Source organism: Gemella parahaemolysans (genome assembly GCF_053758945.1).
This window is the reverse complement of sequence record NZ_JBSMTP010000003.1, coordinates 23020-46587: the sequence shown is the minus strand read 5'-3', so window position 1 is coordinate 46587 and position 23568 is coordinate 23020. Positions and strand designations below refer to the sequence as shown.

Genomic DNA, 23568 nt, shown 5'->3' with positions numbered 1-23568 from the left:
AAAGTGAGCGATAAATGAGCGATAAATTTTTATTATCCCAGCTTTCTTCTCGTAAAGAAGTGCACTGTTGAAATTACTAATCCAAGAATAATTATATAAATCACTTGAGAAAATACTAATGGTGTAAAGTGATTTTTCAAGATGAATATATTAACTCCCACACCTATAATTGCAGCTATACTTAACATAGAAACTAGTGCAATCTTATATTTATTCAGAGGTAAGCTGACTTTAGCCACCATACATAATCCATTTATTAACGCAAGAAGGAAACAGATGAATTTTGCTTGCGAATTGTCTGTGATAGCAAAGTTTGTCAGTAGTACTGTAGCTACTAAAATACCACCACCGATTGCAGCATTTGTCAATATGTCCTTCATGAAGTTATTACTTACTTTTTCCTTATTCGCTTCGAAAGTTAGGAAGAAGGATGGAATACCGATTGTTATTGCTGAAATTATCGTAAATTGAATCGGTATAAACGCAAACTCCAAGGCGAAGATTACACTAAGCATTGAGAAGACAATCGAGAAGAATGTCTTTGTTAAGAATAGTGAAGCTACCTTTTGAATGTTATTTATAACACGACGACCTTCCATAAGTATATCGTAGAATACTCCGAAATCATCTGTTAAGAATATGATGTTCGATACACTTTTTGCGGCACTAGTAGCACCATTCATAGCAAAACTAATATCGGCTTTTTTCAAAGCAAGAACATCGTTAACACCGTCACCGCTCATAGCGACAGTCTTACCAGCTTTTTGCAGTACGGCTACCATTTTTTGTTTTTGTTCAGGGGTAACACGTCCGAAAATATCATTTTCAAGAACAGTTTTTTCAAACTCTTCATCAGTCACTTTAGTCATATCAATAGCCTTAGCATCTTCTTTGAACCCAGCTTTTTTAGCGACACCGTATACGGCTATATGGTTATCACCACTGATTATTTTCACTTCAACACCTTGTGATTCGAAGTATTTGAATGTTTCTTTTGTATTTTCTTTTATTTCATCTGATAGAACGACGTGTCCTACTAGTTTCATATTAGTAGGGACGTTTGTACTATCTTCAGTATAGGCTAATGATAAAATTCTATAACCTTCTTTTTTTAGATTCTCATAATATTCATCCATTTCAGATGAAAAACCTAGAAATTCATATGCTCCGAAGAAATATGTTCCACCGTTTTGTAGTTTTATAAATGAATATTTATTTTTACTAGAAAAGGCTCCTAATTCTTCTACATCCCATTGTTTTTTACATGTTAGATGATTTTTTAAAGCTCTAGATGTCGCATTTTCATCATCGAAATATGCAAGGTAACTTGATAATTTCTCTGCAACTTCATAATCAATTTCTACAACGTTCATATTACCTGTAGTGATAGTTCCAGTTTTATCGAAACAAAGGACATCTACTCTAGCAAGAGTCTCTACGCAGTATAATTCTTGAACTAGAACTTTCTTCTTAGCAAGTTTCATCGCAGCAACCGCAAGAGAGACGCTGACAAGAAGGATTAGCCCTTCTGGAATCATGCCTACTAAAGCTCCAGCACTACGGAGAACTATTTCTACATAACCACGTCCCAGACTAGCGCCACGGATGTATAGCATAATTGCGACAGGAACTAATAGAATAGATATAACTTTTAAGATTTTATCCATGTAGTCACGAAGCTTGGATGGATATTTCTTGAATTCTTTAGTACTTTTAGCAAGCTTGTTAATATAGCTATCTTCTCCGACAGCAACAGCTTTTACTAAACAACTACCGCTAACTACGTTACTACCACTCATTACTTTATCGCCAGTAGTCTTAAAGATATTATCACTTTCACCAGTTAATAGTGATTCATCGACTTCGATACTACCTTCAATGATTTCAGCATCAACGGGAACCTGATCACCAAGATTTAAGTGTAGATATTCTCCAAGGACGATGTCTTCAGAATCTATATTTATTATTTCATTATCACGGTTTACTCGGTATTTACTTCTACCTAGTAAACTCAACTTTTCAAGGGCATTTTTTGAACGAACTTCTTGAAAAATACCAATTGCAGTATTTATAGTAATTACACCTAAAAACAACATATTTTCAAATCTAAGTGTTGTAGCTATAAATGCTGCTAAGACTAAGTTCATAGCATTGAAAAAAGTAAAAATATTAGAAAAGATAATCTCTTTAGTAGTTTTATAAGGTTTTATTTCACTAATATTTTTTTTCGCTTTAGTTACTTCTTCACTAGTTAAATATTTCATTCTACCTCCGCCATAACTATATTTTTTAATTAGTTTCTATTTTATCACACTTTAGTATAGTTTGGAAAATTAAAGTACAGTTAATTTCCTAGGAAATATTCTCTTACCTATATATAAACTGTAAAAAATAATATTGTTATATTTTCGTGCATATAATTGTTGTCGAAAACATATAGAAATATAGAGAGGCAGTTCGTTCTATTAAGTAAGCTAATTAAAGATAACAATTCAATTTATATTTATTTTTTATGAAAGTATAAATTAGATTTTCACGTTAGATTAGACTTTGACAAAGTATAAACAGTATGAAATAATTAAGATGTATATATAGTTAATATTAATTAATATAGTTACACTTTAAACGAAAAAAATTAGTCGATTAGTGTATAAAGAGCTAAAAGATTGTATTTTAAGTCGTTTATTAACTTTTTTATTATAAAACCAGGCATAGATGATGTGCTTGGTTTTTAATTTTTTCCAGAAAATTTATATCAAATATAAAATAATAAAATTCATAAAAATTTATAAAAGCATTTTATCTGAATGTTACCTTTATTTTTCAGATAATATATGTTAAAATATAGAAATATACTTTAAATACACTTAAAAAAGATAGGAGAAGAAGGAATGACACTGACTAAAAAGACAGCTGTAAGTGTGCTAAGTGCAGCACTACTACTAGGAAATATCAGTACGTTTAATTATGGAGTATCATCAAAAATAACATTAGCTCACGAAGAAAAAAAAGATGAGCTATCAAATGTTTCAAAAAGTGAAGAACATAAGTTTCAAAATGATGATAAAGTAAAAGTTATTGTTAAGTTGAAGGGTGATGTTGATCCTAATAAGTTAAAAACTAAAGAAGGAATTAAAGAAGTTACTGAATCAACAAAAGCTCCTAGGGAAAAAGCATTAAAAGATATTAAAGATAAAGGTATCGATTATGAGAAACTGTTTGAATATGATACGTTAATGAATGGTTTTGCCCTAGAAACTACATTTTCAAATGCTAAAAAAATTCAAGAGTTAGATTTTGTAGATTCAGTTGAAATGAGTGTTAGCTATAATAAACCAGAAAATGTAGCGAGCGAAGAAGAGAAGAAAGAAAGCACTGAAACTAATGATTTTTCTAAAGCATTAGATAGTTATAATCTTATTAATATACAACCTCTTTGGAATAAAGGATATAGAGGACAAGGAAAAGTTGTTGCAGTATTAGATTCAGGACTTGATCCGAATCATCCAGTACTTAGATTATCTGATAATTCAAAATCTAAATATAAATCTAAAGATGAAATTGAAAAAATAAAAAAAGAAGCGGGTATAGACTATGGTAAGTGGTATAGTGAAAAATTACCATTTGCATTCAACTATAATGACTGGAATAATGATATTAAACAAAGTGCTTATAAATCACACGGTATGCACGTTGCCGGGACTGCAGTAGGTAATCCTAAGGAGAGATTCACAAATGGTGATTACGTAACAGGTATAGCACCAGAAGCGCAGTTAATTTTCATGCGTGTATTCTCAGATACTAAAAATGCAGGAACAGAATCTTATATCTATACAAAAGCGATAGAAGATGCGATTAAACTAGGCGCAGATACGATAAACCTAAGTTTAGGTTCACCAGCTGGTTCAGTAGTAGAAGTAGGAGATGGTTTAGTTCGTGCTATGGATGTTGCGAAAAAAGCTGGTGTTAATATAGTTGCAGCAGCTGGGAACAATGCATTCTTCGCTAGTGGACAAACAAACCCAAGTGCAGCCAACCCAGATTACGGGACTGTAGGAAGACCATCGGTTTCTGAAGATGCGATTTCTGTAGCGAATATAAGTAACAGCGTTCTTAACAGAGAAGTGGCGAATATCGAGCAGCTTAAAGACAATGCTGACTTTGATAATGGAAAAATGCCAATTTTCAGTTATACTAAACAATTCGAGAAGAGAGCATACGACTATGTTTATGTAGGAGTAGGTAAAGCTGAGAACTACGCTGATAAAGATTTAACTGGAAAAATCGCTCTTATCCAACGTGGTGGTAATAGCTTTGAAGAAAAAGTTAAACTAGCTAAACAATACGGGGCAGCTGGAGCGGTAATCTACTTCAATGAAGGAGATACTATTTATAACCTAACATTAAATGGACAAGATAAAGATTTCCCTGTAGTTACAACTTACTACAAATTTGGTAATGAACTTTCTGCTCATGAAGGGGAATATAAAATAACATTTAATGGTACTTGGGATAAACAAGATAATCCTAAAAAAGGTGAATTCGATGAATCTACTGGTTGGGGAATGAGTGTTGATGGATACTTAAAACCTGATGTAACAGCACCAGGAGGAGATATCTTATCATCTTATAATGATGGAAGATACGGTCTGGATAGTGGAACAAGTATGGCTTCACCACACGTTGCGGGAGCTATAACTCTTGTGAAACAAGTATTATCAGAAAGATTCCCGAACTTGAGTGCTGAAGAGATCCAAGGTTTAGCGAAGAGATTAATCATGAGTACGGCAAATCCACAGGTATATTCTGATAGCTACACAACAGCATATAGATCACCACGTCTTCAAGGTGCGGGTCTAATCGATGCAAACAAAGCAGCATATGGAGATCTTTATGTAACTGGAGAAAACAATTACGGAAGTGTTTCTTTAGGAAATGTTGGCGATAAATTTACTTTTAAATTAGTATTACACAATCTATCAGACAAAGCTCAAAACTTACAATATGCAGCTCATCTTACTACAGATAACTATTATGGTGAAGATGCTGGTGCTGACTGGAGTGGAAGACTGACAATGACACCTAAGAAGTTATTGACGACTGCTTGGGCTTCAGTTGAAGTCCCAGCGAAAGGTGAAAAAGAAGTAGAAATCACAGTTGATGCTACGGACTTCAAAGGAGAACTAGAAAAAGTATTTACTAATGGATATTATCTAGAAGGATTTGTAACTTTCTATGATGAAGAAAGTGCATTAAAAGCTAATATTCCATTCGTAGGATTTAAAGGTCAGTTCCAAAATCTACCAGTATTAGAAAAACCAATTTATTCTATGAAAAATGGAGAAAAACCAACATATGAATATGGTTATACTTCTAACCCTAATAACTGGGATTCATTAACAGAAATGAACTTCACAGGAGTGTTAACAACTTATAAAGAAGATAAAAAAGATAAGAGAACACTAGCAGGAGCGTATGTAAATCCTGTTACAGGCGAAAGATTCTTTACTGATAAAATTTTCTTCTCGCCAAACGGTGATGAGAATTATGATGAAATAGGAATGAGAGGGGTATTCTACCGAAACTTCGAAAACCTAAAACTTTCAGTATATGCTAAAGACGATGTAGAACGTAAGAACCCACTTTACCAAAATGGTAATGGTTCTGGTAACAAGAACTTCTACAACAACACAAGTAAAAAATACACATCATTAACTATGACAAACTGGAAAGGTGTTGACAATAACGGTAACCCTCTTCCAGATGGAGAGTATCAATATGTAGTTTCTTATAGTGCAGCAGTAAGTGGTGCAGATATGCAAGAAACAACATTCAATGTAGTAATCGATAGAAAAGCTCCGAAAATTACAGGTGCTAACGGTGGTTACTACGATGAAGCAACTCGTAAATTCACTCCATATCCAGTATTAGAAGATGGAAGTGGAGTATTCTATAAGAAATTAAGCTATGGTAAAAACACTATTACGGCAAATGAGGATGGAAGTTACACAATTCCAGAAGGTGTAGAATTAAAAGATCTTACTTTTGAAGTAAAAGACTTTGCAAACAACAAAGATAGTATTAACTTATCAAATGTTGAAGGAAATGGTAAAGGAAGTTTAGAAGTAGAAGTTAAGAAAGGTGATGGAACTGGAAACAATTCACGTCGCTTGCGTTACAAGATCACTAATGAAAAAGGTGAAATCGTAGGGGAAGACTTCTCTAGAAATAAACGTACATACCAAGCATTACCATTCGGAAAATATACTGTAGAAGTAGTAATGGTAGATGGAGAGTACAAACTACTTACACCATCAAAAGTTGATTTCGAAATAACAAAAGATAAACCGACAAAAGAGGTTGAATTTAGAGTAGATGAAATTAGCAGAAATGCTACAGAAATCAGCTTTGATAAGCCAGTTCCAGCAGGAACAAAAGTTTATGCAGTAGCCCAAGATGGTACTAAAATATCACTTCCAACAAGTTTATATGGAAAAAATGCCTTCCAGAAAAACTTAGAAAATGGAACATATACAATTCAAATAGAGACACCTGAAGGATATACTCCAGCAGAAAACAACTTTGAATTAGTAGTAAAAGATGGGCACAATAAGAAACAAGTTGTCCTGAATGTTGCAGAAAAAGTAGCAAGTGTAGGAACTACAGAGAACTCTAAAGCACAAGGTACAGTAGATTTTACGGAGAAAAAACTTTATAATAATTACAAACTTGTTGTAACAGAACCAACTGCAGAAGAGAAAACAAATATTCAAAAACAATTAACAGAAGGTAATGTAGATTTAAGCAAATATGATGTTGAATACTTTAACATTTATATTGCAGATGCGGCAGGAAAAGAAGTTAAAGTTCCTGGTGATAGAAGTGTAACTTTAGATTTAGCGAAAGCTCCAGAGCGCTTCTTCCACGAAAAAGATGGAAAATTAACAGCTGTAAGCAGTGTTAATTATGCAGATGGTAAGCTAACATTTACTACTGATAGCTTCAGTAACTTCGTAGCATTAACTCCAAAAGATGCTCCAGTAGAGAAAAAAGCAGAAGTGAATAAAGTAGAGCTTCAAAACGCAATAGAAGCGGATAAAGCGTTAGATGAAACTAAAGAGTACAAAAATGCAACTATCGAAGCTAAAGATGCATATAACAAAGCATTAGAGGCAGCTAAGAAAGTTCTTGAAAATGAAAATGCAACTCAAGAAGAAGTAAACAGTGCGGTAGCAAGCCTAAATGCAGCTAAAGTAACATTAGCTAATTCACAACAACCAGAAGTGAAAAAAGAAGTAGACAAAGCTAAATTAATCGAAAAATTAAAAGAAACTGAAAAACTTCAAACTGAGGTTAAATTCAAAAATGCAGGACAAGATAAAAAAGATAACTTCGTAAATACTATAAAAGAAGCGACAGCAGTTCTTGATAACAAAGATGCAACTGTAGAAGAAGTTACAGCTGCGTTAGAAAAATTACAACAAGCTGAAAATGCTCTTGATGGTAAAGAAGTAGAAGCTCCGAAGCCAGCGGCTGAAACTCCTAAGAAAGAGGAATCAAAACCAGCGGCTGAAACTCCGAAGAAAGAGGAACCAAAACCGGCAGTTGAGGCACCAAAAGAAGAGCCAAAACCAACAACTGAGGAACCTAAGAAAGAAGAAGGAAGCAAACCGCAACCTGAAACACCAAAAGTAGACAAGAAAAAACTAAATGAACAACTAAGTCATTTAGCAGAAGTTAAAGAGAAAGATAGTTTTGAAAGTGCAAGTGCAGAAGATAAGAAAGCTTATCTAGATGCAGTTCAAAAAGCACAAGAACTATTAGCTTCAGCAACGGCTACTCAAGAAGAAGTAGATAAAGTATTAGAAGCATTAAAAGAAGCGGAGAAAAAAGTTTCTAAAAAATCAATCAAAGATATCTTAGGTGGTTTCGTTGGAAAAGAAAATAAGAAAGAAAATATATTTAATGTAGACGAAGATTTCGGAAAAGTTTCAAAATCTAATTCATTATTACCAAGAACGGGATTAGATAATAATGCGACAGCTTATACTGGAATTGCAGTACTAGCTTTAGTAGGACTAACTGTTTACGTAAAACGTCGTAGACAAAAATAAGATAAAATATATCGACTTCAAAAGTTAGAGTTTATTCTCTAATTTTTGAAGTCGTATTTTTATTAATAAATCACTGAATTTATGAGTTTTCATACAAACTATTTTAAAATTTAGTGCTTTTTCATTAACCTCTGAAAAAGTTATAGCATGTCTCAATTATAGACACATGTTTAAGGAAGGTATATAATAATAACAAGTGACATGGAGGAAGTATTTAAATTATGGAAAAACTAGATTATTTAATAAAAACACTAAATTCAGAAATAGAAATCCCGAATGGAGAACAAGAAAAGAAAGATTTATTTAGATCATTAATGAATACGTGGAAAGTTTCGGAGTTGCCGAGTGAATTTTATGGAGTTCAAGATGAATATCTGCAAGAGATTCTAAGTGCTAAAGGAATAACAAGACTAGAGGATTTAACTGAAATCGATAAGAATATTTATCTATGGCAAGGGGATATTACTACATTAGAAGTAGATGCTATAGTTAATGCGGCGAACAAGGCACTATTAGGATGTTTAATTCCTCTACACAGATGCATCGATAATGCTATTCACACGCAAGCAGGACTGCAACTTAGAAAAGAATGTGATGAAATAATGAAAAAGCAAGGAAGTTTTGAAAAAACAGGGCAAGCTAAGATAACAGCTGGCTATAACTTACCAGCTAAACATGTTATTCATACAGTTGGACCAATAATATATCGTGTTGTTGAAGACGATGATAAGGAACTACTTGCATCATCCTATAGAAATTGTTTAAAATTAGCTTTAGATAATAATCTTAAGAGTATTGCTTTTTGCTGTTTAAGTACGGGAGAATTTAGATTCCCAAATAATCTTGCTGCTGAAATAGCCGTAGCTGAGGTTAAGAAATTCTTTAGAGAAAACCCGGATGCTAATTTGAAAATAGTATTCAATGTGTTTAAAGATTTAGATAGAAAGTTATACGAAGATATTTTTTCTAGAAAATAGTTTGCTATTGAATAAAAAAAGAGTGAACCGAAAATAGTGATTTAAAGAATCTTATTTCCGATTTACTCCTTTTTTATATTTCTATTCTTCAGAAAAGATCTGCGTAGCTTTTACCGCACGTTTCCAGCCTTTGTAAAGTTTTTCTCGTTCTTCTTTTTCCATAGTAGGAACGAATAGTTTGCCTGCAGTATTTAGGTTCTTAAGTTCATCTAAGCTTTCCCAGTATTTAGTAGCTAGTCCTGCAAGGAATGCAGCACCTAGAGCTGTAGTTTCTAGATTCTCAGCACGAGCGACTTTAACACCTAGGATGTTTGCTTGGAATTCTAGAAGATAATCATTGTTTGCAGCACCTCCATCGACTTTAAGAAGGGGGATTTCTACTTTAGCATCGATTTTCATAGTATCGATAATATCACGTACTTGGTAGGCGATTGACTGCAGTGTAGCCTTCACTAGATCTTCTTTAGTAGTAGCACGTGTTAAGCCGAAGATAGTTCCACGAGCATCTGGATTCCAATACGGGGCACCTAATCCTGTAAAGGCGGGTACTAGATATACCTCATTATTGTTTTTAGAGTTGTAGGCTAACGCCTGTGTTTCAGATGATTTTTTGATTACACGTAATCCATCTCTTAACCATTGAACTGCACTGCCAGCGATGAAAATTGAACCCTCTAAAGCATAATAAATTTTTCCATTAATTCCAAAACCTATAGTAGTTAATAGATTATTTTTTGAAAGTTCCATAGTTTCGCCTGTGTTCATAATAATAAACGAACCTGTGCCGTATGTGTTTTTTATCATTCCTTTATCGAAGGCAAGTTGCCCGAAAAGCGCTGCTTGTTGGTCTCCAGCTAGTCCACTTATTGTAACTTCGCCACCATAAAAATGATAATCTGTAGTTTTTCCGTATACTTCTGAGTTTGATCTAACTTCTGGTAATAAAGATTCTGGTATATTTAGAATTTCTAATATTTCTTTGTCCCAAGTTAAATCTTTAATATTAAATAACATTGTTCTCGCTGCATTTGTGTAGTCGGTAACGTGAGTTTTTCCACCTGTAAGCTTCCAAACTAGCCATGTATCGATAGTTCCAAATAGTAGCTCACCATTTTTGGCGCGTTGTTGAGCTCCAGGTACATTATCTAATATCCAACATATTTTAGTAGCAGAAAAATATGAATCAACGACTAAACCAGTTTTCTGATGGATCATATCTTTATGACCATCACTAACTAGTTTATTAGCTATATCAGCACTCTGTCTACTTTGCCATACTATTGCATTGTAAATAGGGAGTCCAGTTTCTTTATCCCAAATAACGGTAGTTTCACGTTGATTTGTAATCCCAATACTATCGATTTGATTCGGTTTTATGCCACTTTCGATAAATGCTTCTGCAATGACCGACTGTACTGAATTCCAGATTGCATTAGCATCGTGTTCAACCCAACCAGACTTAGGGAAAATTTGGGGGAATTCCTTTTGGCTACTTGTTATTATTTCTGCTTTTTTATTGAATATTATCGCTCTAGAACTAGTAGTACCTTGATCTATTGCCATTATATATTTTTCCATATTATACCTCAAAATATTTATATCAATGTTATTATAACATTTTCTAATAATGATTAAAAGTTGAAGGTTGAGGAGAATTGTATGGATATTTATTAGAATTATAGTGTAATATGATTAGATTAATATCTTGCGTATTATTAGCGTTTTTTGTTTTTTTTTTATAAAATATATAGTGATAGTTTTTTAGAAAATTTATTGAAATATAAAGGAGAAATTTAATGAATAGTTTACATAAATCTTTAACAGTATTATTAGAAAAATTGGAAGAAAATGGTATTTTAAAAAAAGAAAAAGTTAATACAGAGACATTTAAAGCAGAAGAACTAGCAAAACACATTCGTGATCGTTTTGCTAAAGAACATGCAGATTTAGAAATTCGTAGACTGCTAGAAAAAGTACATTATGCGAATACATATGAAGACAAAATACTTAAAGAAACAGCGTTCTTAGTTGATGAAATTAGTGAATATATGTTTAAACTAGAAGTTGCCAATCGTGACTTTGTAGTAGGTTACTTCAATACTTTAATTATTAATCCAGCAATAGAAGCAACAGAGTATAACTTCGTATTAATGGAAGTAGACAGTTTAATCGAAAATAGCTTCTTAGAATTACCTGAAGAAGAGGAATAATAATGAAAATTTTAATACCAACAGCCAAAGAATTAAATAAGAAGGCTATTCCACATGAAACAGTAAGTCTAAGTGAAAAAAGTACTGAGATAGTAAGTGAGATAGTTAAAATGAGTGTAGAAGACTTGGCAAAGGCCTACAAAATCAAATATGAGAAGGCTATGGAAGAATTTTCTCGTTGGGAAGATATTAAAAATAACATGGCGAAGAGTTATAAAGCATTGGAGTTATTCAATGGATTAATGTATAGAAATATAGCTCGTGATAATTTTGATGAAACTGATAAAAAATATATAAGAGAAAATGTATTTATTACAACGTCATTATATGGTGTAATAGGTGCTTATGATTTAATTCAAGAGCATAGATTAGATTTTTTACAAAATATAAAAATATCAAGCCAGTCTTTGAAAAACTTCTGGCGTGAAGACTATGATAAGAGTATTAAGGGCGAAGAATTAGTTGTGTCATTACTATCTAGTGAATTTGAAGAGGTATTTTCAAAAGACCAGAGGGATAGGTTTATTAGACTTAGTTTTATGGAAGAAAAAGAAGGAGTATTAAAAGTTCACTCTACAATATCGAAAAAAGCTAGAGGTAGGTTTTTAACTGAACTTGTAAAAAACAAAGTTTCTTCGGTAAATGAAATGAAAAAAATTAAATTCAATGGTTTTGAATATAATGAAGAGCAGTCGAATGAAAAAATATTGGCTTTTATAGCGAAAAGATAAAGAATCGTGACGTTTATGTATAAAAGGGAAATAAGAAAAAGGACAGAAGAAGATGAAATTAGAAACTAAAACCAGTAAGTTATATTACGGGTTTCCTGTAATATTAATAGGTTATAAGGATAAAAAATGGAAATATAATGTGACGGCTTGTAGTTCATCATATTCATTAGGTGATATGATTACAGTTGGACTTACAACAAATAGTAATGCAGTAGATAACATTAAAGAATATGGGGAATTCACAGTTAATGTTCCATGTCAGCAAATACTTAGTAAGGTAGAGATTGCTGGATTTCATTCAGGTCAAAATAAAATAGGTATGGCAGACATGACGTATGATCCAGCTGAATATATCGATGCTCCGATTATGGATGAATGTATATTGTCGCTTGAATGTAAAGTTGAAAATATCTCAGAGTACGGAAAATATACAAATTTTGTAGCATCTATAAAACGTAGAGTTGTCTGTGAGAATCTTTTAGATGAAGATGGAAATATGAAATATACACAGTTTAATCCAATTTACTTTATGGGTGACGATAACAAGAGAGTATATCGTTATTTCAATGAAGCAAGTAAGAACCATGGAGAAAATATGGGGTGTTCCTCAGAAGAAGATGAGTATAACCCACTTTGCGGATAATATCATATCGATAATATAAAATAACGAAGAAAGGAGGATATTAGTATGTATTACAATATGCAAGTACATAGTGCATATGATTTATTGAATAGTACTATAAAGTATGAAAGTTTATTTTTGAAGTTAGCAAAAGATAATCAGAAATCAGTTGTTATAGTAGATCCAAATATGTACGGTGCTATTAAAGCGTATAAAGCTTCTAAAAAAGCAGGAGTAAACTTAATTCAAGGTTTAGAAGTTAACTTAGGTTATGGCATAGGGCTTTTAAAATTCAATTTACTTTGTAAAACAGAGAAGATGTTTTATAAACTATTAGAGATTTCTACGAAGTTTATGAATGGAGAAGAGTGGACTGTAGACGATTTTTCTAGTGATATGATTGATTACAGAGAAGACTTTGTCTTGATTGTTGTAGATGAACTTAGGGATAGTATGGAATTCTCTTATTTAAAAAATTTACTAAGTAAGTATGATTTTTATTTTGGTTTTAATGAGAGTTTCCAGGTAGGTCTTTATAGTGATTATGATAATATTGTTTATACAAAACCAAGTTATTATTTAAATAAAGAGCACTACCAGCAAGTCATTGTTAGTCGTGCTATTCGCGATAATAAAAAGCTTAATATACAGGAACTTACGACTATCTCAGGAGAAGACTTTGTCAGAGAACAAAAGGATTTTGAAGAAATTTTAGCTCTAGGAGATGAAGAGTTATATGCTATTTTTGAAAAATCATTTGCTAATCAAAAACTAATAATAGATAGTTGTAAATATGAATTGAATTTTTCGGGATATCATTTGCCTAAGTATATTTACGGAGAAAAAGAAGAAATATTCGAAAAGTTATCTTCTAAAGAGTACTTGCATTACTTAGTTCAAAAAGGTGTTAAGGAAAAGTTAGTAGGCAAAGATGTATATCAGTATCAAAAACGTTATAGCTATGAGCTGAAGATTATTGATGAAATGGGTTTTAATGATTATTTTTTAATAGTACATGATTTTGTAAAATATGCTAAAAATAATGGAATCTTAGTAGGTGCAGGACGTGGTAGTGCTGCCGGAAGTTTAGTATGTTACTTACTAGATATAACAGAAGCGGATCCATTGGAATATAATCTACTGTTTGAAAGATTTTTAAATAAAGAACGTATATCTATGCCTGATATTGATATAGACTTCCAAGATACTAGACGTGATGAAGTTATAAAATATGTAGAAGAAAAGTACGGTTCTGATAAAGTCGCACAGATTATTACTTTTACAACATTCCAATCGAAAAGTGCTGCTAGAGAATCGGCGAGAATATTGCAGTTTGATGAACAAACTCTGAAGTTTATTAGTAGTAATATTAGCTCGACAAGAACATTAAAAGAATGTTATGAAATATCAGAAGAATTAAGAACGTTTATTAATCAGAGTAATATTAATAAGCGTTGGTTTAGTATAGCGCTAAGTTTAGAGAATCTACCTAAGAATCCATCAGTTCATGCAGCTGGTATAGTAATAAGTGATGATAAACCACTCGTTAATTATGCTCCGCTTGCTGAATCTAATATGACGAAGTACTTAACACAATGGACGATGGATGATATTGAGAGTGTTGGTTTATTAAAAATAGATTTCTTAGGTATTAGATATCTAACGATGGTATCGAGTATTGTCGAAGAAATTAGAAAAGAGAATCCGACATTCGATATAACAAAGATAAATTATCAAGATCCGAAGGTCTATGAATTATTTGCAAAGGGTAAGACAGAAGGTATCTTCCAGTTTGAATCAAGTGGGATGAAGGAGAAACTAAATCTCTTAAAACCTACTGAATTTAATGATATTGTTGCGATGAATGCTCTTTATAGACCAGGGCCGATGGCTCAGATAGAAGTCTATGTACGTAGAAAAAATAAAGAAGAGCAAGTAGTATATCCACATCCACATTTAGAAAAAATACTAAAGGATACTTATGGAGTAATAGTTTATCAAGAGCAAATTATGCTAATTGCGGTGAACTTTGCTCATATGAGTCTTAATGAAGCGGATAATATGAGAAGAGCGGTAAGTAAGAAGAAAAAAGAAGATTTGGAATACTATGGACGTATATTCGTAGAGAAGAGTGTTGCTGCTGGTTATGATATAAAAGTTGCGAAGAATCTTTTTGATCTTATCGTTACCTTTGCGAATTATGGTTTTAATAAGAGTCATGCGGTAGTTTATAGTATGCTAGCGTATCGATTAGCATATTTAAAAGTGTATTATACTAAGTACTTTATGACAGCCTTATTAAATAACGTAATAAGCAGTGAGAAGAAGATTAATGAGTATAAACAAGAACTTACAAATCTAGGAATCAATCTTGTAAAACCTGATGTAAACAGAAGTTTATCAAATTTTAGAGTTTTTAAAAATGATATCGTATTTGCCTTAACTGCGATAAAAAATGTTGGTTATAGAAGTGGTTATGAAATAGTTCAAGACAGAATTAATTTTGGACCTTATCTAGATATAGATGATTTCTTAAAACGTATGAATAAAAAGGTTGATTATCAAGCTGCAGCTTCACTGGTTAAGGCTGGAGCTCTAGATACTTTCGGATATAATAGGGCTACTTTAATGAAAAAGGTAAATGATTATTATGCAGATAATAGGCAATTCATAAATAATGTACGAGTAGCATTATCTGCAGAAAGTGGTCTAACACTTAAAGTAGAAGAAGTAGAGGACTATTCTATTACGGAAAAAATTCAAATGGAAAAAGAAGTTACAGGGACATATTTCTTAAAACACCCAGTCCAAGTAGAAAAAGAGAAGTATGCATATTTACCGTTGCAGTATATTGGTGGTGAAGTTAGCGATAGTTATGTAGAAATCATAACGAGAAAAGAGATACGAACTAAAAATGGTGATTACATGGCATTTTTAACAGTTAACGATGGGAAAAATGATTATGATGTTACTGTTTTTCCAAGTGTATTTAAGTATGCTAATGTATTTATAAAAGCAGGAAGTTTCGCTGTTATGACTTTGAAAAAACAACTCCGTAATGGTAGAGAACAGTACATTTTAGAAAAAATTGCTAGTTTAAGAAATTATAGAGAATACTGCCTAACTAACATAAAAACTATCTATACAATTATTGATAAAGAAATAATAGAGCTTTTAAGTGAATACAAGACTGATACGGGAGAAATTAAGGTAATAGCCTTGCTTGATAATGATTCTACAAAGGGAAAGACAATAACAATTAATAACGAACATGAATTTGTTCAGAAATTTTTGGAAAAGTTCCCTGGAAAACGCATCAAAATCACATATAAGTAAAAAAACAAAAATAATCGAACAAAAATAAAACAAAATTCTGTTTTTACTAGAAAAAATCTCAGAAATATGATATTGTTGATAGGTAAATTTAAAAATAATTAATAAAATTATGAGGAAGGTAAGACTACATGAAAAAAATCGCAGTTTTAACAAGTGGTGGGGATGCACCAGGAATGAACGCAGCTGTGCGTGCCGTTGTAAGAACAGCAATCTATAATGGATTAGAAGTTTATGGAGTATATCAAGGATACAAAGGATTAGTTGAAAACAACATTAAAAAACTTGAAGTAGGAGATGTTGGTAACATCATTAACCGTGGTGGTACAATGCTTTACTCAGCACGTCTACCAGAATTTGCTAACCCAGAAGTTAGAAAAGGTGCCATCAAGAACTTAGAAGCTTTAGGAATTGATGGATTAGTAGTAATCGGTGGAGACGGTTCTTACCGTGGAGCTATGGCTTTAAGTAATGAAATGAACATTAAAACTATCGGTGTACCAGGAACAATCGATAACGATATCTGTTGTACTGACTTCACAATCGGATTTGATACGGCACTTAACACTATCGTAGATGCAATCGATAAAGTTCGTGATACTGCATCAAGTCACGAGCGTGCATTTATTATTGAAGTTATGGGACGTAACGCAGGAGACTTAGCATTATTTGCTGGTATCGCTGGAGGAAGTGAAAGTCTTCTAATTCCTGAGAAAAAAGAAGATATCGAAGAAGTAGTTGCTCGTATAAAAGCAGGGGAAGATCGTGGTAAAAAACACTCAATCATCGTTTTAGCAGAAGGTGTTATGGGTGGACAAGAACTAGCTAAAGAATTAAAAGAACGTACTGGAGAAGAAGTAAGAGCTACAATCTTAGGACACATCCAACGTGGTGGAACTCCATCAGCTCAAGACAGAGTATTAGCTTCAAGATTAGGAAACTACGCTGTCCAATTATTATTAGCTGGTAAATCAGGTCGTGCAGTAGGTATTCAAAATAACAAACTTGTAAGTACTAAATTTGAAGATGTATTTGGGGATGTTCACAATGTAGATTTATCTATCTACGATGTGTCGAAACAACTTTCAATCTAATTATTAATTTCGAAAAGGTTTTCTTTATTAAAAACAACTGTTGTTTAGGAAAATATTTGAAAATAAGTTGAAAATAAGTTAAAATAATAGAAGATTAAAATTTAAGAGGTATATTATGATACAGAAAAAAACTAAAATTATTTGTACAATTGGACCTAAGTCTGAGGCTAAAGAAACATTAACTCAAATGGTAGAGTTAGGAATGAACGTTTGTCGTCTTAACTTTTCACACGGTGACTACGCAGAGCATGGTGCAAGAATTCAAACAATTAAAGAAGTTAGAGAAGCTACAGGAACAAACTTAGCTATTCTTTTAGATACTAAAGGTCCTGAAATTAGAACTCACAACATGGAAAATGATGCAATTATGTTAGAAACTGGTAAAGACGTTATCGTTTCTATGACAGAAGTTCTTGGAACAACTGAAAAATTCTCAATCACTTACGGTGAATTAGTACACGATGTTAAAGCTGGAGATACAATCCTACTTGACGATGGATTAATCGGACTAACAGTAAACAAAGTAGATGCTGAAGGTGGATTAATCTACACTACTATTCAAAACGGTGGAGTACTTAAAAATAAAAAAGGAGTTAACGTACCAGGTGTATCTACAAAATTACCAGGTATTACTCCAAAAGATGAAGAAGACATTCGTTTCGGATGTAAACAAGATATCGACTTCGTTGCTGCTTCATTCGTTCGTACAAAAGAAAACGTACTAGAAGTTAGACGTATCCTTAAAGAAGAAGGATGTGAACATGTTCAAATCATCCCTAAAATCGAATGTCAAGAAGCTATCGATAATATCGATGAAATTATCGAAGTATCTGATGGTATTATGATCGCTCGTGGAGACCTTGGGGTTGAAGTACCAGCTGAAGAAGTACCAATTATGCAAAAAGATATCATTGCTAAATGTAACGAAGCTGGTAAATTCGTAATCACAGCTACTCAAATGTTAGACTCAATGCAAAAAAATCCACGTCCAACACGTGCTGAAGTATCTGACGTAGCTAACGCAATTTACGACGGAACTGATGCAATCATGTTATCAGGAGAATCTGCAGCGGGTGCTTACCCAATCGAATCAGTTTGTACAATGGCTACAATCGCTAAACGTACTGAAGAAATGCAAGACTACTCTCGTATCTTAAAAGAACGTTCTAAAAAAGTTGTATCTAAAGATATTACAAATGCAATTGGGGTATCTGTAGGATATACAGCTCTAAACTTAGATTTACACACAATCGTAACATATACTGAATTAGGAAAAACAGCTAGATTAATTTCTAAATATCGTCCAAACGCGTCTATTTTAGCTGTAACTCCAAGTGCTAAAGTTGCTCGTGGATTAAGCTTAGTATGGGGAGTTGATGCTCAAATCTCAGAACAAGCTAAATCTACAGACGAAATGTTAGTAACAGCAGCGAAAATTGCTAAATCTTCAGGATATGCTAAAGTTGGAGATGCTATCGTAATCACTGGTGGTATCAACACTTCAGTAAGTAATGCTGGAACAACAAACTTCTTAAAAGTTTCTGTAATTGACTAATATAAAATAAAAAGAAGTGAGGTTTTAACCTTGCTTCTTTTTTATTTTCCTTAAGTATTGATAAAACAAAAAGTGGCCTCTAAGGACCACTTTTCGTTATATGAACACAAAATAAAAATTTAGGGTAAATTGTTATTTTGTAGTATTGATCGGAATGGCTTCCGATATTAAATTAAAAGTTTATTGTTAAATAAAATTTAACAACCGAAAGGAAATTAGTGACTACAATAAATATAGTCATTAGAATGGAAGTTAAAATATCTTCCACAGTTTTAAGAACAATTCTGTGAATTGTATGATATATGTATATACATCCTTTATCTATTGACCCGTGTAAAAGTATCATATATTGAAGTGAAAAATGGTTAATTCTTGTTATGATGATATTGAATTATTCTCTACAATATAGATATTCTAGTAATAATTAATAATATGCAACAAATAGTATAATCGAAAAGATTAATTAATATTAATTATACTAAAATATTTTAATGATAAAGTTATCTTACTAACTGCTTACATTCTAATTGTAGCAAAATATACGAGGTTGTCAAACAAAAAAGAAGGAATTTAAAAATGTTAAAATAAATATTTTATCATATCTTTTGTTGTATATGCAAGGATAAAATGATAAATTTAGCGGTTAGTGTTAAAGTATTACAAATATGCAAACTTATAGATAATATTATTTATTGAATAATAAAATTATAAAAAAGGAGAGACTATATTTAATAATCGATTTCATTAAGTTGCTCCTTTGTTGGTAGATAATATGTTTAGAGATTAACAAAATCATTGGGATAATTAGAATAAATATAGATTAATTATCCGTATGTTATTTTAATAGAGTTTATTTATTCACTACATTAGGAGAATCTCCAGTAGTTATCACATCTACTGTAATATTTAAAGCTTCTACTGCAAGATTTTTAATTGCTTTCATTGTGAAAAATGTAGTGTGAGGAGTATGTGTATATAATGTTATCTTTATCGATTAATTCCTGAATCAATTTGGCATTGAACTCTTTATTTAAGAAAACTTTAGGAACGTAATTCCTTTCGGTTTTATATAAATCAAGACTATCTTCTAGTAGTTTATTACTGTAATAATATTATTTGTATTACAGTTGGTAGAATATTTTAAACAAATTCTAAGAACTATTTAGAAATTTTTCTAAATAGTTCTTGACTTTAATATATGATAGAGTTATAATCTATTTAGAAAGATATCTAAATAGAATTGCAGTTCAGATTTTTAAAGGGGTGATAAAAATGGGATGAGTGAAACTTTAAAAGCGATATCTGATCCAGTAAGAAGAAATATTTTAGAATTATTAAAAGAAGAGAAGAAAAGCGCTGGAGAATTAGCTTCGGAATTTAATCTATCTGGAGCTACTGTATCGTATCATCTAACACAATTAAAAAAAGCGGGCTTGATATTAGAAAGTAAGCATAAGAATTTTATATATTATGAATTGAATGCTAGTGTATTCGAAGAAGTTCTAGTATGGATTTATGGTTTAGGAGGAAAAGATGATGAAAGTAGATAAAAAAAGTTTGTTTCTAAGTGTTGCTATTTGTTTATTGCCGATATTGATTGGAGTTTATTATTATGATGTATTACCTGAACAAATAGCTGTGCACTTCAATGTTAGCGGAGAGCCTGATAATTTTGTGAGTAAAACTCGTGCGATTATCGATTTTCCTATATTCTTTGCTATAGTTCAGGTCATAATTTCGCTAGTAGTTGATTTTGATAAAACTCCGAAAAAAGGTGCGCTAATAGCTAAGGGAATTATACCTTTGATAAGTGTTCTAGTTCAAGGCGGCATAGTAGCATATGCTTTAGATAATAATTTCAATGTACCACAATTAACAGTGTTTGTTATCGGAATAGTGCTTATTATACTTGGGAACTATCTGCCTAAAAAAGAGTTTTGGGGAAAATACAATTTTAATCTTTTTGGTTTAGAAAAAGGTGTTAATGAACAAAAAGTAGTTAGAGTTTACGCGTTGTATATGACTTTTAGTGGAGTTGTTATATTCATCAGTGGATTCTTTAGTTCAACAGTAGCGCTAGTTTTAATAGTTGTTATTGCGATTTTCTCTACAGTTTTACCTTTTTACTTGGTTAAAAAATATAAAGGGTTGACCCAAAAGTCCTAGATTTTTAAAAAAAGTTTACAAGAAAACTCATAGACGCAGTGGTTTATTGACATCTAAATTCGCTTTATAAAATCTTTTTAGATTGTTCAGGAGTGATTTGATAAAACCGATTTCTACGAAATTACGATTTTTGAGGCACTCCCTTTCTTCTAAGGATTAACTTAAAATTTATTTTATGTTTAGGCACTTAGGATATTATTTTTAGGGATTAGAAGTTTGTGTTATAATTGAAACTATGAAAGTGATTTATGTAAACTAATTATCATTTTTAATAAAATTAGATTAGGAGGACATAGAGTGTTAGAACTTAAAAATATAGTTAAGAAGTATAATACTGGTGGTAGTGAAGTAGAAGTACTAAAATCTGTAAATATTCATTTTAGAGAAAATGAATTTGTCTCGATTTTAGGAGCAAGTGGAAGTGGAAAAACAACGCTATTAAATATTATAGGTGGTTTAGATAAATACACATCTGGTGATATGGCCCTTATGGGGCGTTCTACTAAAGAGTTTAAAGATAGAGATTGGGATAGTTATAGAAATGGGACTATAGGTTTTGTCTTTCAAAGTTATAATTTAATATCTCACTTAAGTGTTATTGAAAATGTAAAATTAGCTTTGTCTATTTCAGGGCATTCTAATTCAGAAAATCATGAAAAAGCTAAGAAAGTATTAGAAGATGTTGGCTTAGCGGAGCATCTATATAAAAAACCTAATCAGCTTTCTGGAGGTCAGATGCAAAGGGTGGCGATTGCCCGCGCATTAGTAACTGATCCAAAGATTATTCTTGCTGATGAGCCTACAGGAGCGTTAGACAGTAAGACTAGTGTTCAGATTATGGAACTTATTAAAGAAATAAGTAAGACGAAGTTAGTTATAATGGTAACGCACAATCCAGAACTAGCGAAAAAATATAGTGATAGAATAGTACGAGTTAAAGATGGTGAAATTCAAGAAGATACAGATCCTTACGTAGCTGAAGAGATTGCTGAAAATGGATTTGCTTTGAAGAAAACTGCGATGGCATTTAGCAGTGCGATTAAATCAAGTTTTAAAAACCTTCTTACGAAAAAATTCCGTACGTTTATGACGGTTGCTGCTAGCAGTATAGGTATTATTAGTATAGGTTTAGTATTGTCTATTTCATCTGGTATGGATAAGTATATTCAAACGATGCAAAATGAGAACTTATCGTCAATGCCGATTATGATTAGTGCAAATCAGGTAAACTTTGGGCTTAGTGTTGATGATGACAATTCAGAAAAAGATTCTAATGGTTCAGAGCTAGTGCCGAAGTCTAGTCGTGATGTGCATAGAAACTTATATTCTGTCGATGCATTAGGGAATGGAGAAACATTTATAAACTATATTCAAAACAATGCGAAGGATTATTATTCTGCGATTGAATTTACTCAAGGATATACTATTCAGGCGTTGACTAAAAATGCAAAAGGTGATGTAATTGCTGTAAAACAAGATCAAGATGCATTCGGTGATAGTATTTTTGGATTATTACCAGAAGATAAGAATATGATTATGAATCAATACGAAGTGGTAAAATCATCTAAAGATAATTTTGGATATCCTAGTGATAATGAAGTTGTATTATTTACTGCGAAAAATAACGAAATCGACAAAGCTACATTAAAAGCATTAGGTTTTGATGAAAATTCAAAAGTTAAGTATGAAGATATTATTGGAAAAGAATTTAGCGTTATAGATAATAATAACTATTATAGAAAAATCGGTGATGGTTTTGTTCCGCGTGATGTTGATACTAAGATGTATGATTCGGGAACTAAGGTTAAGTTAGTGGCTATATTAAAAGCTAAAGATAGTTTCATTAGACCTCAGATGACAATCGGATATACAAAATCATTACAAGATACTATGTTGGAAAAAGAGGCTAAATCTGATATTGTAGTTGCGCAAGAAAAGGACAAAACTGTAAATGTGGCGACGCGTCAGAAGATTGATGCGGACATGGCTGATCAGATTCTTGCCACAATAGGTGGAAAATCTACACCGAGTGCAATTAATATTTATCCGAAATCTTTCAATGACCGTGACAAAATAGCAGAAGTTATTAATAATTTTAACAAAAAAGTGGCTGAAAAATATGGTTCAGACAGTGCAGATTATCACAAATACAGCATCACATATGCAGATATGGCGAAGCAGATGACAACGATTATGTCACAGATGATTAATACAATTTCATTAATCTTATCGGCATTTGCGGGAATCTCATTGATAGTATCATCTATTATGATTGGGATACTAACGTATGTATCTGTAGTAGAAAGAACGAAGGAAATTGGTATTCTACGTGCGATTGGTGCTCGTAAAAAAGATATCACAAGAATCTTTATCGCAGAAGCAGGGTTAATCGGATTTATTTCTGGGGCTGTAGGTGTAGTGGTGACTATGCTTCTATCTATTCCTATTAGTAGAGCAGTTGCTAAGGGATTAGAAGTGGAAAGTTTCACAGCTTCATTAAATGCTCAGGCGTCAATCGGATTAATAGCTCTTAGTTTAATATTGACGCTTATTGCTAGTATTATTCCATCGAGAATAGCTGCGAAGAAAGATCCGGTAGAAGCGCTGAGAACTGAATAAAAAATAATATGAGGAATAGCAGATTGTGTTATAGTCAGAAGGTTGCGAGAAAATGTAACTTTTGGTTATTATAATGAATCTAATATTCCTCGTTTTTATATTTAATGTGAAGGTAATTGTAAGAGAAAGATATAGGTTATTCTTAGG

13 protein-coding genes are annotated in these 23568 nt (G+C 32.2%); 11 read left to right on the top strand and 2 right to left on the bottom strand.

Going from position 1 to position 23568, the window contains the following annotated elements:
• Positions 1–32 precede the first annotated feature (32 nt).
• Positions 33–2264, bottom strand: a complete 2232-nt coding sequence (locus tag ACWOBP_RS03185) for an HAD-IC family P-type ATPase (protein ID WP_455337422.1) — start codon at positions 2262–2264, stop codon at positions 33–35.
• Positions 2265–2891: 627 nt separating this feature from the next.
• Between ACWOBP_RS03185 and ACWOBP_RS03180 the strand changes: the two genes are divergently transcribed.
• Both ACWOBP_RS03180 and ACWOBP_RS03175 read left to right on the top strand, forming a co-directional pair.
• Complete coding sequence (locus tag ACWOBP_RS03180) at positions 2892–8114, top strand: S8 family serine peptidase (protein WP_455337421.1); 5223 nt, start codon at positions 2892–2894, stop codon at positions 8112–8114.
• Positions 8115–8335: 221 nt separating this feature from the next.
• Positions 8336–9091, top strand: coding sequence for a protein-ADP-ribose hydrolase (locus tag ACWOBP_RS03175; protein WP_455337420.1), 756 nt, complete (start codon positions 8336–8338; stop codon positions 9089–9091).
• Between the two features lie 81 nt (positions 9092–9172).
• Here the strand turns inward: ACWOBP_RS03175 and glpK are convergent, their stop codons facing one another.
• Positions 9173–10669, bottom strand: a complete 1497-nt coding sequence (gene glpK / locus ACWOBP_RS03170; RefSeq protein WP_455337419.1) for a glycerol kinase GlpK — start codon at positions 10667–10669, stop codon at positions 9173–9175.
• Positions 10670–10887: 218 nt separating this feature from the next.
• On the opposite strand from glpK, the gene ACWOBP_RS03165 reads away from it, so the two are divergent.
• From ACWOBP_RS03165 to ACWOBP_RS03125, 9 genes are all read left to right on the top strand, one after another.
• Positions 10888–11301, top strand: a complete 414-nt coding sequence (locus ACWOBP_RS03165; RefSeq protein WP_455337418.1) for a hypothetical protein — start codon at positions 10888–10890, stop codon at positions 11299–11301.
• Between the two features lie 2 nt (positions 11302–11303).
• Positions 11304–12032 (top strand): peroxide stress protein YaaA, encoded by a 729-nt coding sequence (gene yaaA / locus ACWOBP_RS03160; RefSeq protein ID WP_455337417.1) that lies wholly within the window; start codon positions 11304–11306, stop codon positions 12030–12032.
• A gap of 52 nt (positions 12033–12084) precedes the next feature.
• Complete coding sequence (locus tag ACWOBP_RS03155; RefSeq protein ID WP_455337416.1) at positions 12085–12675, top strand: flavin reductase family protein; 591 nt, start codon at positions 12085–12087, stop codon at positions 12673–12675.
• A gap of 45 nt (positions 12676–12720) precedes the next feature.
• On the top strand, positions 12721–15990 hold the full coding sequence (locus tag ACWOBP_RS03150; protein ID WP_455337415.1) for a DNA polymerase III subunit alpha: 3270 nt from the start codon (positions 12721–12723) through the stop codon (positions 15988–15990).
• Positions 15991–16118: 128 nt separating this feature from the next.
• Entirely contained in the window at positions 16119–17081 is a 963-nt protein-coding gene (gene pfkA, locus ACWOBP_RS03145; protein WP_371451261.1) for a 6-phosphofructokinase, read from the top strand.
• Positions 17082–17196: 115 nt separating this feature from the next.
• Entirely contained in the window at positions 17197–18636 is a 1440-nt protein-coding gene (gene pyk, locus ACWOBP_RS03140) for a pyruvate kinase (RefSeq protein ID WP_455337414.1), read from the top strand.
• 1277 nt (positions 18637–19913) lie between these two features.
• On the top strand, positions 19914–20186 hold the full coding sequence (locus ACWOBP_RS03135) for an autorepressor SdpR family transcription factor (protein ID WP_455337413.1): 273 nt from the start codon (positions 19914–19916) through the stop codon (positions 20184–20186).
• Entirely contained in the window at positions 20173–20802 is a 630-nt protein-coding gene (locus ACWOBP_RS03130) for a DUF1648 domain-containing protein (RefSeq protein WP_455337412.1), read from the top strand. Before ACWOBP_RS03135 ends, ACWOBP_RS03130 begins: the two co-directional genes overlap by 14 nt.
• A gap of 297 nt (positions 20803–21099) precedes the next feature.
• The gene (locus ACWOBP_RS03125) at positions 21100–23421 is read left to right on the top strand and encodes an ABC transporter ATP-binding protein/permease (protein WP_455337411.1); all 2322 of its coding nucleotides are present in this window, start codon (positions 21100–21102) and stop codon (positions 23419–23421) included.
• Positions 23422–23568: the final 147 nt, after the last annotated feature.

Coding starts and splice junctions, on each gene's coding strand:
- ACWOBP_RS03185 (WP_455337422.1), bottom strand. CDS start 2,264: ATGAAATATTTAACTAGTGAAGAAGTAACTAAAGCGAAAAAAAATATT.
- ACWOBP_RS03180 (WP_455337421.1), top strand. CDS start 2,892: ATGACACTGACTAAAAAGACAGCTGTAAGTGTGCTAAGTGCAGCACTA.
- ACWOBP_RS03175 (WP_455337420.1), top strand. CDS start 8,336: ATGGAAAAACTAGATTATTTAATAAAAACACTAAATTCAGAAATAGAA.
- glpK (WP_455337419.1), bottom strand. CDS start 10,669: ATGGAAAAATATATAATGGCAATAGATCAAGGTACTACTAGTTCTAGA.
- ACWOBP_RS03165 (WP_455337418.1), top strand. CDS start 10,888: ATGAATAGTTTACATAAATCTTTAACAGTATTATTAGAAAAATTGGAA.
- yaaA (WP_455337417.1), top strand. CDS start 11,304: ATGAAAATTTTAATACCAACAGCCAAAGAATTAAATAAGAAGGCTATT.
- ACWOBP_RS03155 (WP_455337416.1), top strand. CDS start 12,085: ATGAAATTAGAAACTAAAACCAGTAAGTTATATTACGGGTTTCCTGTA.
- ACWOBP_RS03150 (WP_455337415.1), top strand. CDS start 12,721: ATGTATTACAATATGCAAGTACATAGTGCATATGATTTATTGAATAGT.
- pfkA (WP_371451261.1), top strand. CDS start 16,119: ATGAAAAAAATCGCAGTTTTAACAAGTGGTGGGGATGCACCAGGAATG.
- pyk (WP_455337414.1), top strand. CDS start 17,197: ATGATACAGAAAAAAACTAAAATTATTTGTACAATTGGACCTAAGTCT.
- ACWOBP_RS03135 (WP_455337413.1), top strand. CDS start 19,914: ATGAGTGAAACTTTAAAAGCGATATCTGATCCAGTAAGAAGAAATATT.
- ACWOBP_RS03130 (WP_455337412.1), top strand. CDS start 20,173: ATGAAAGTAGATAAAAAAAGTTTGTTTCTAAGTGTTGCTATTTGTTTA.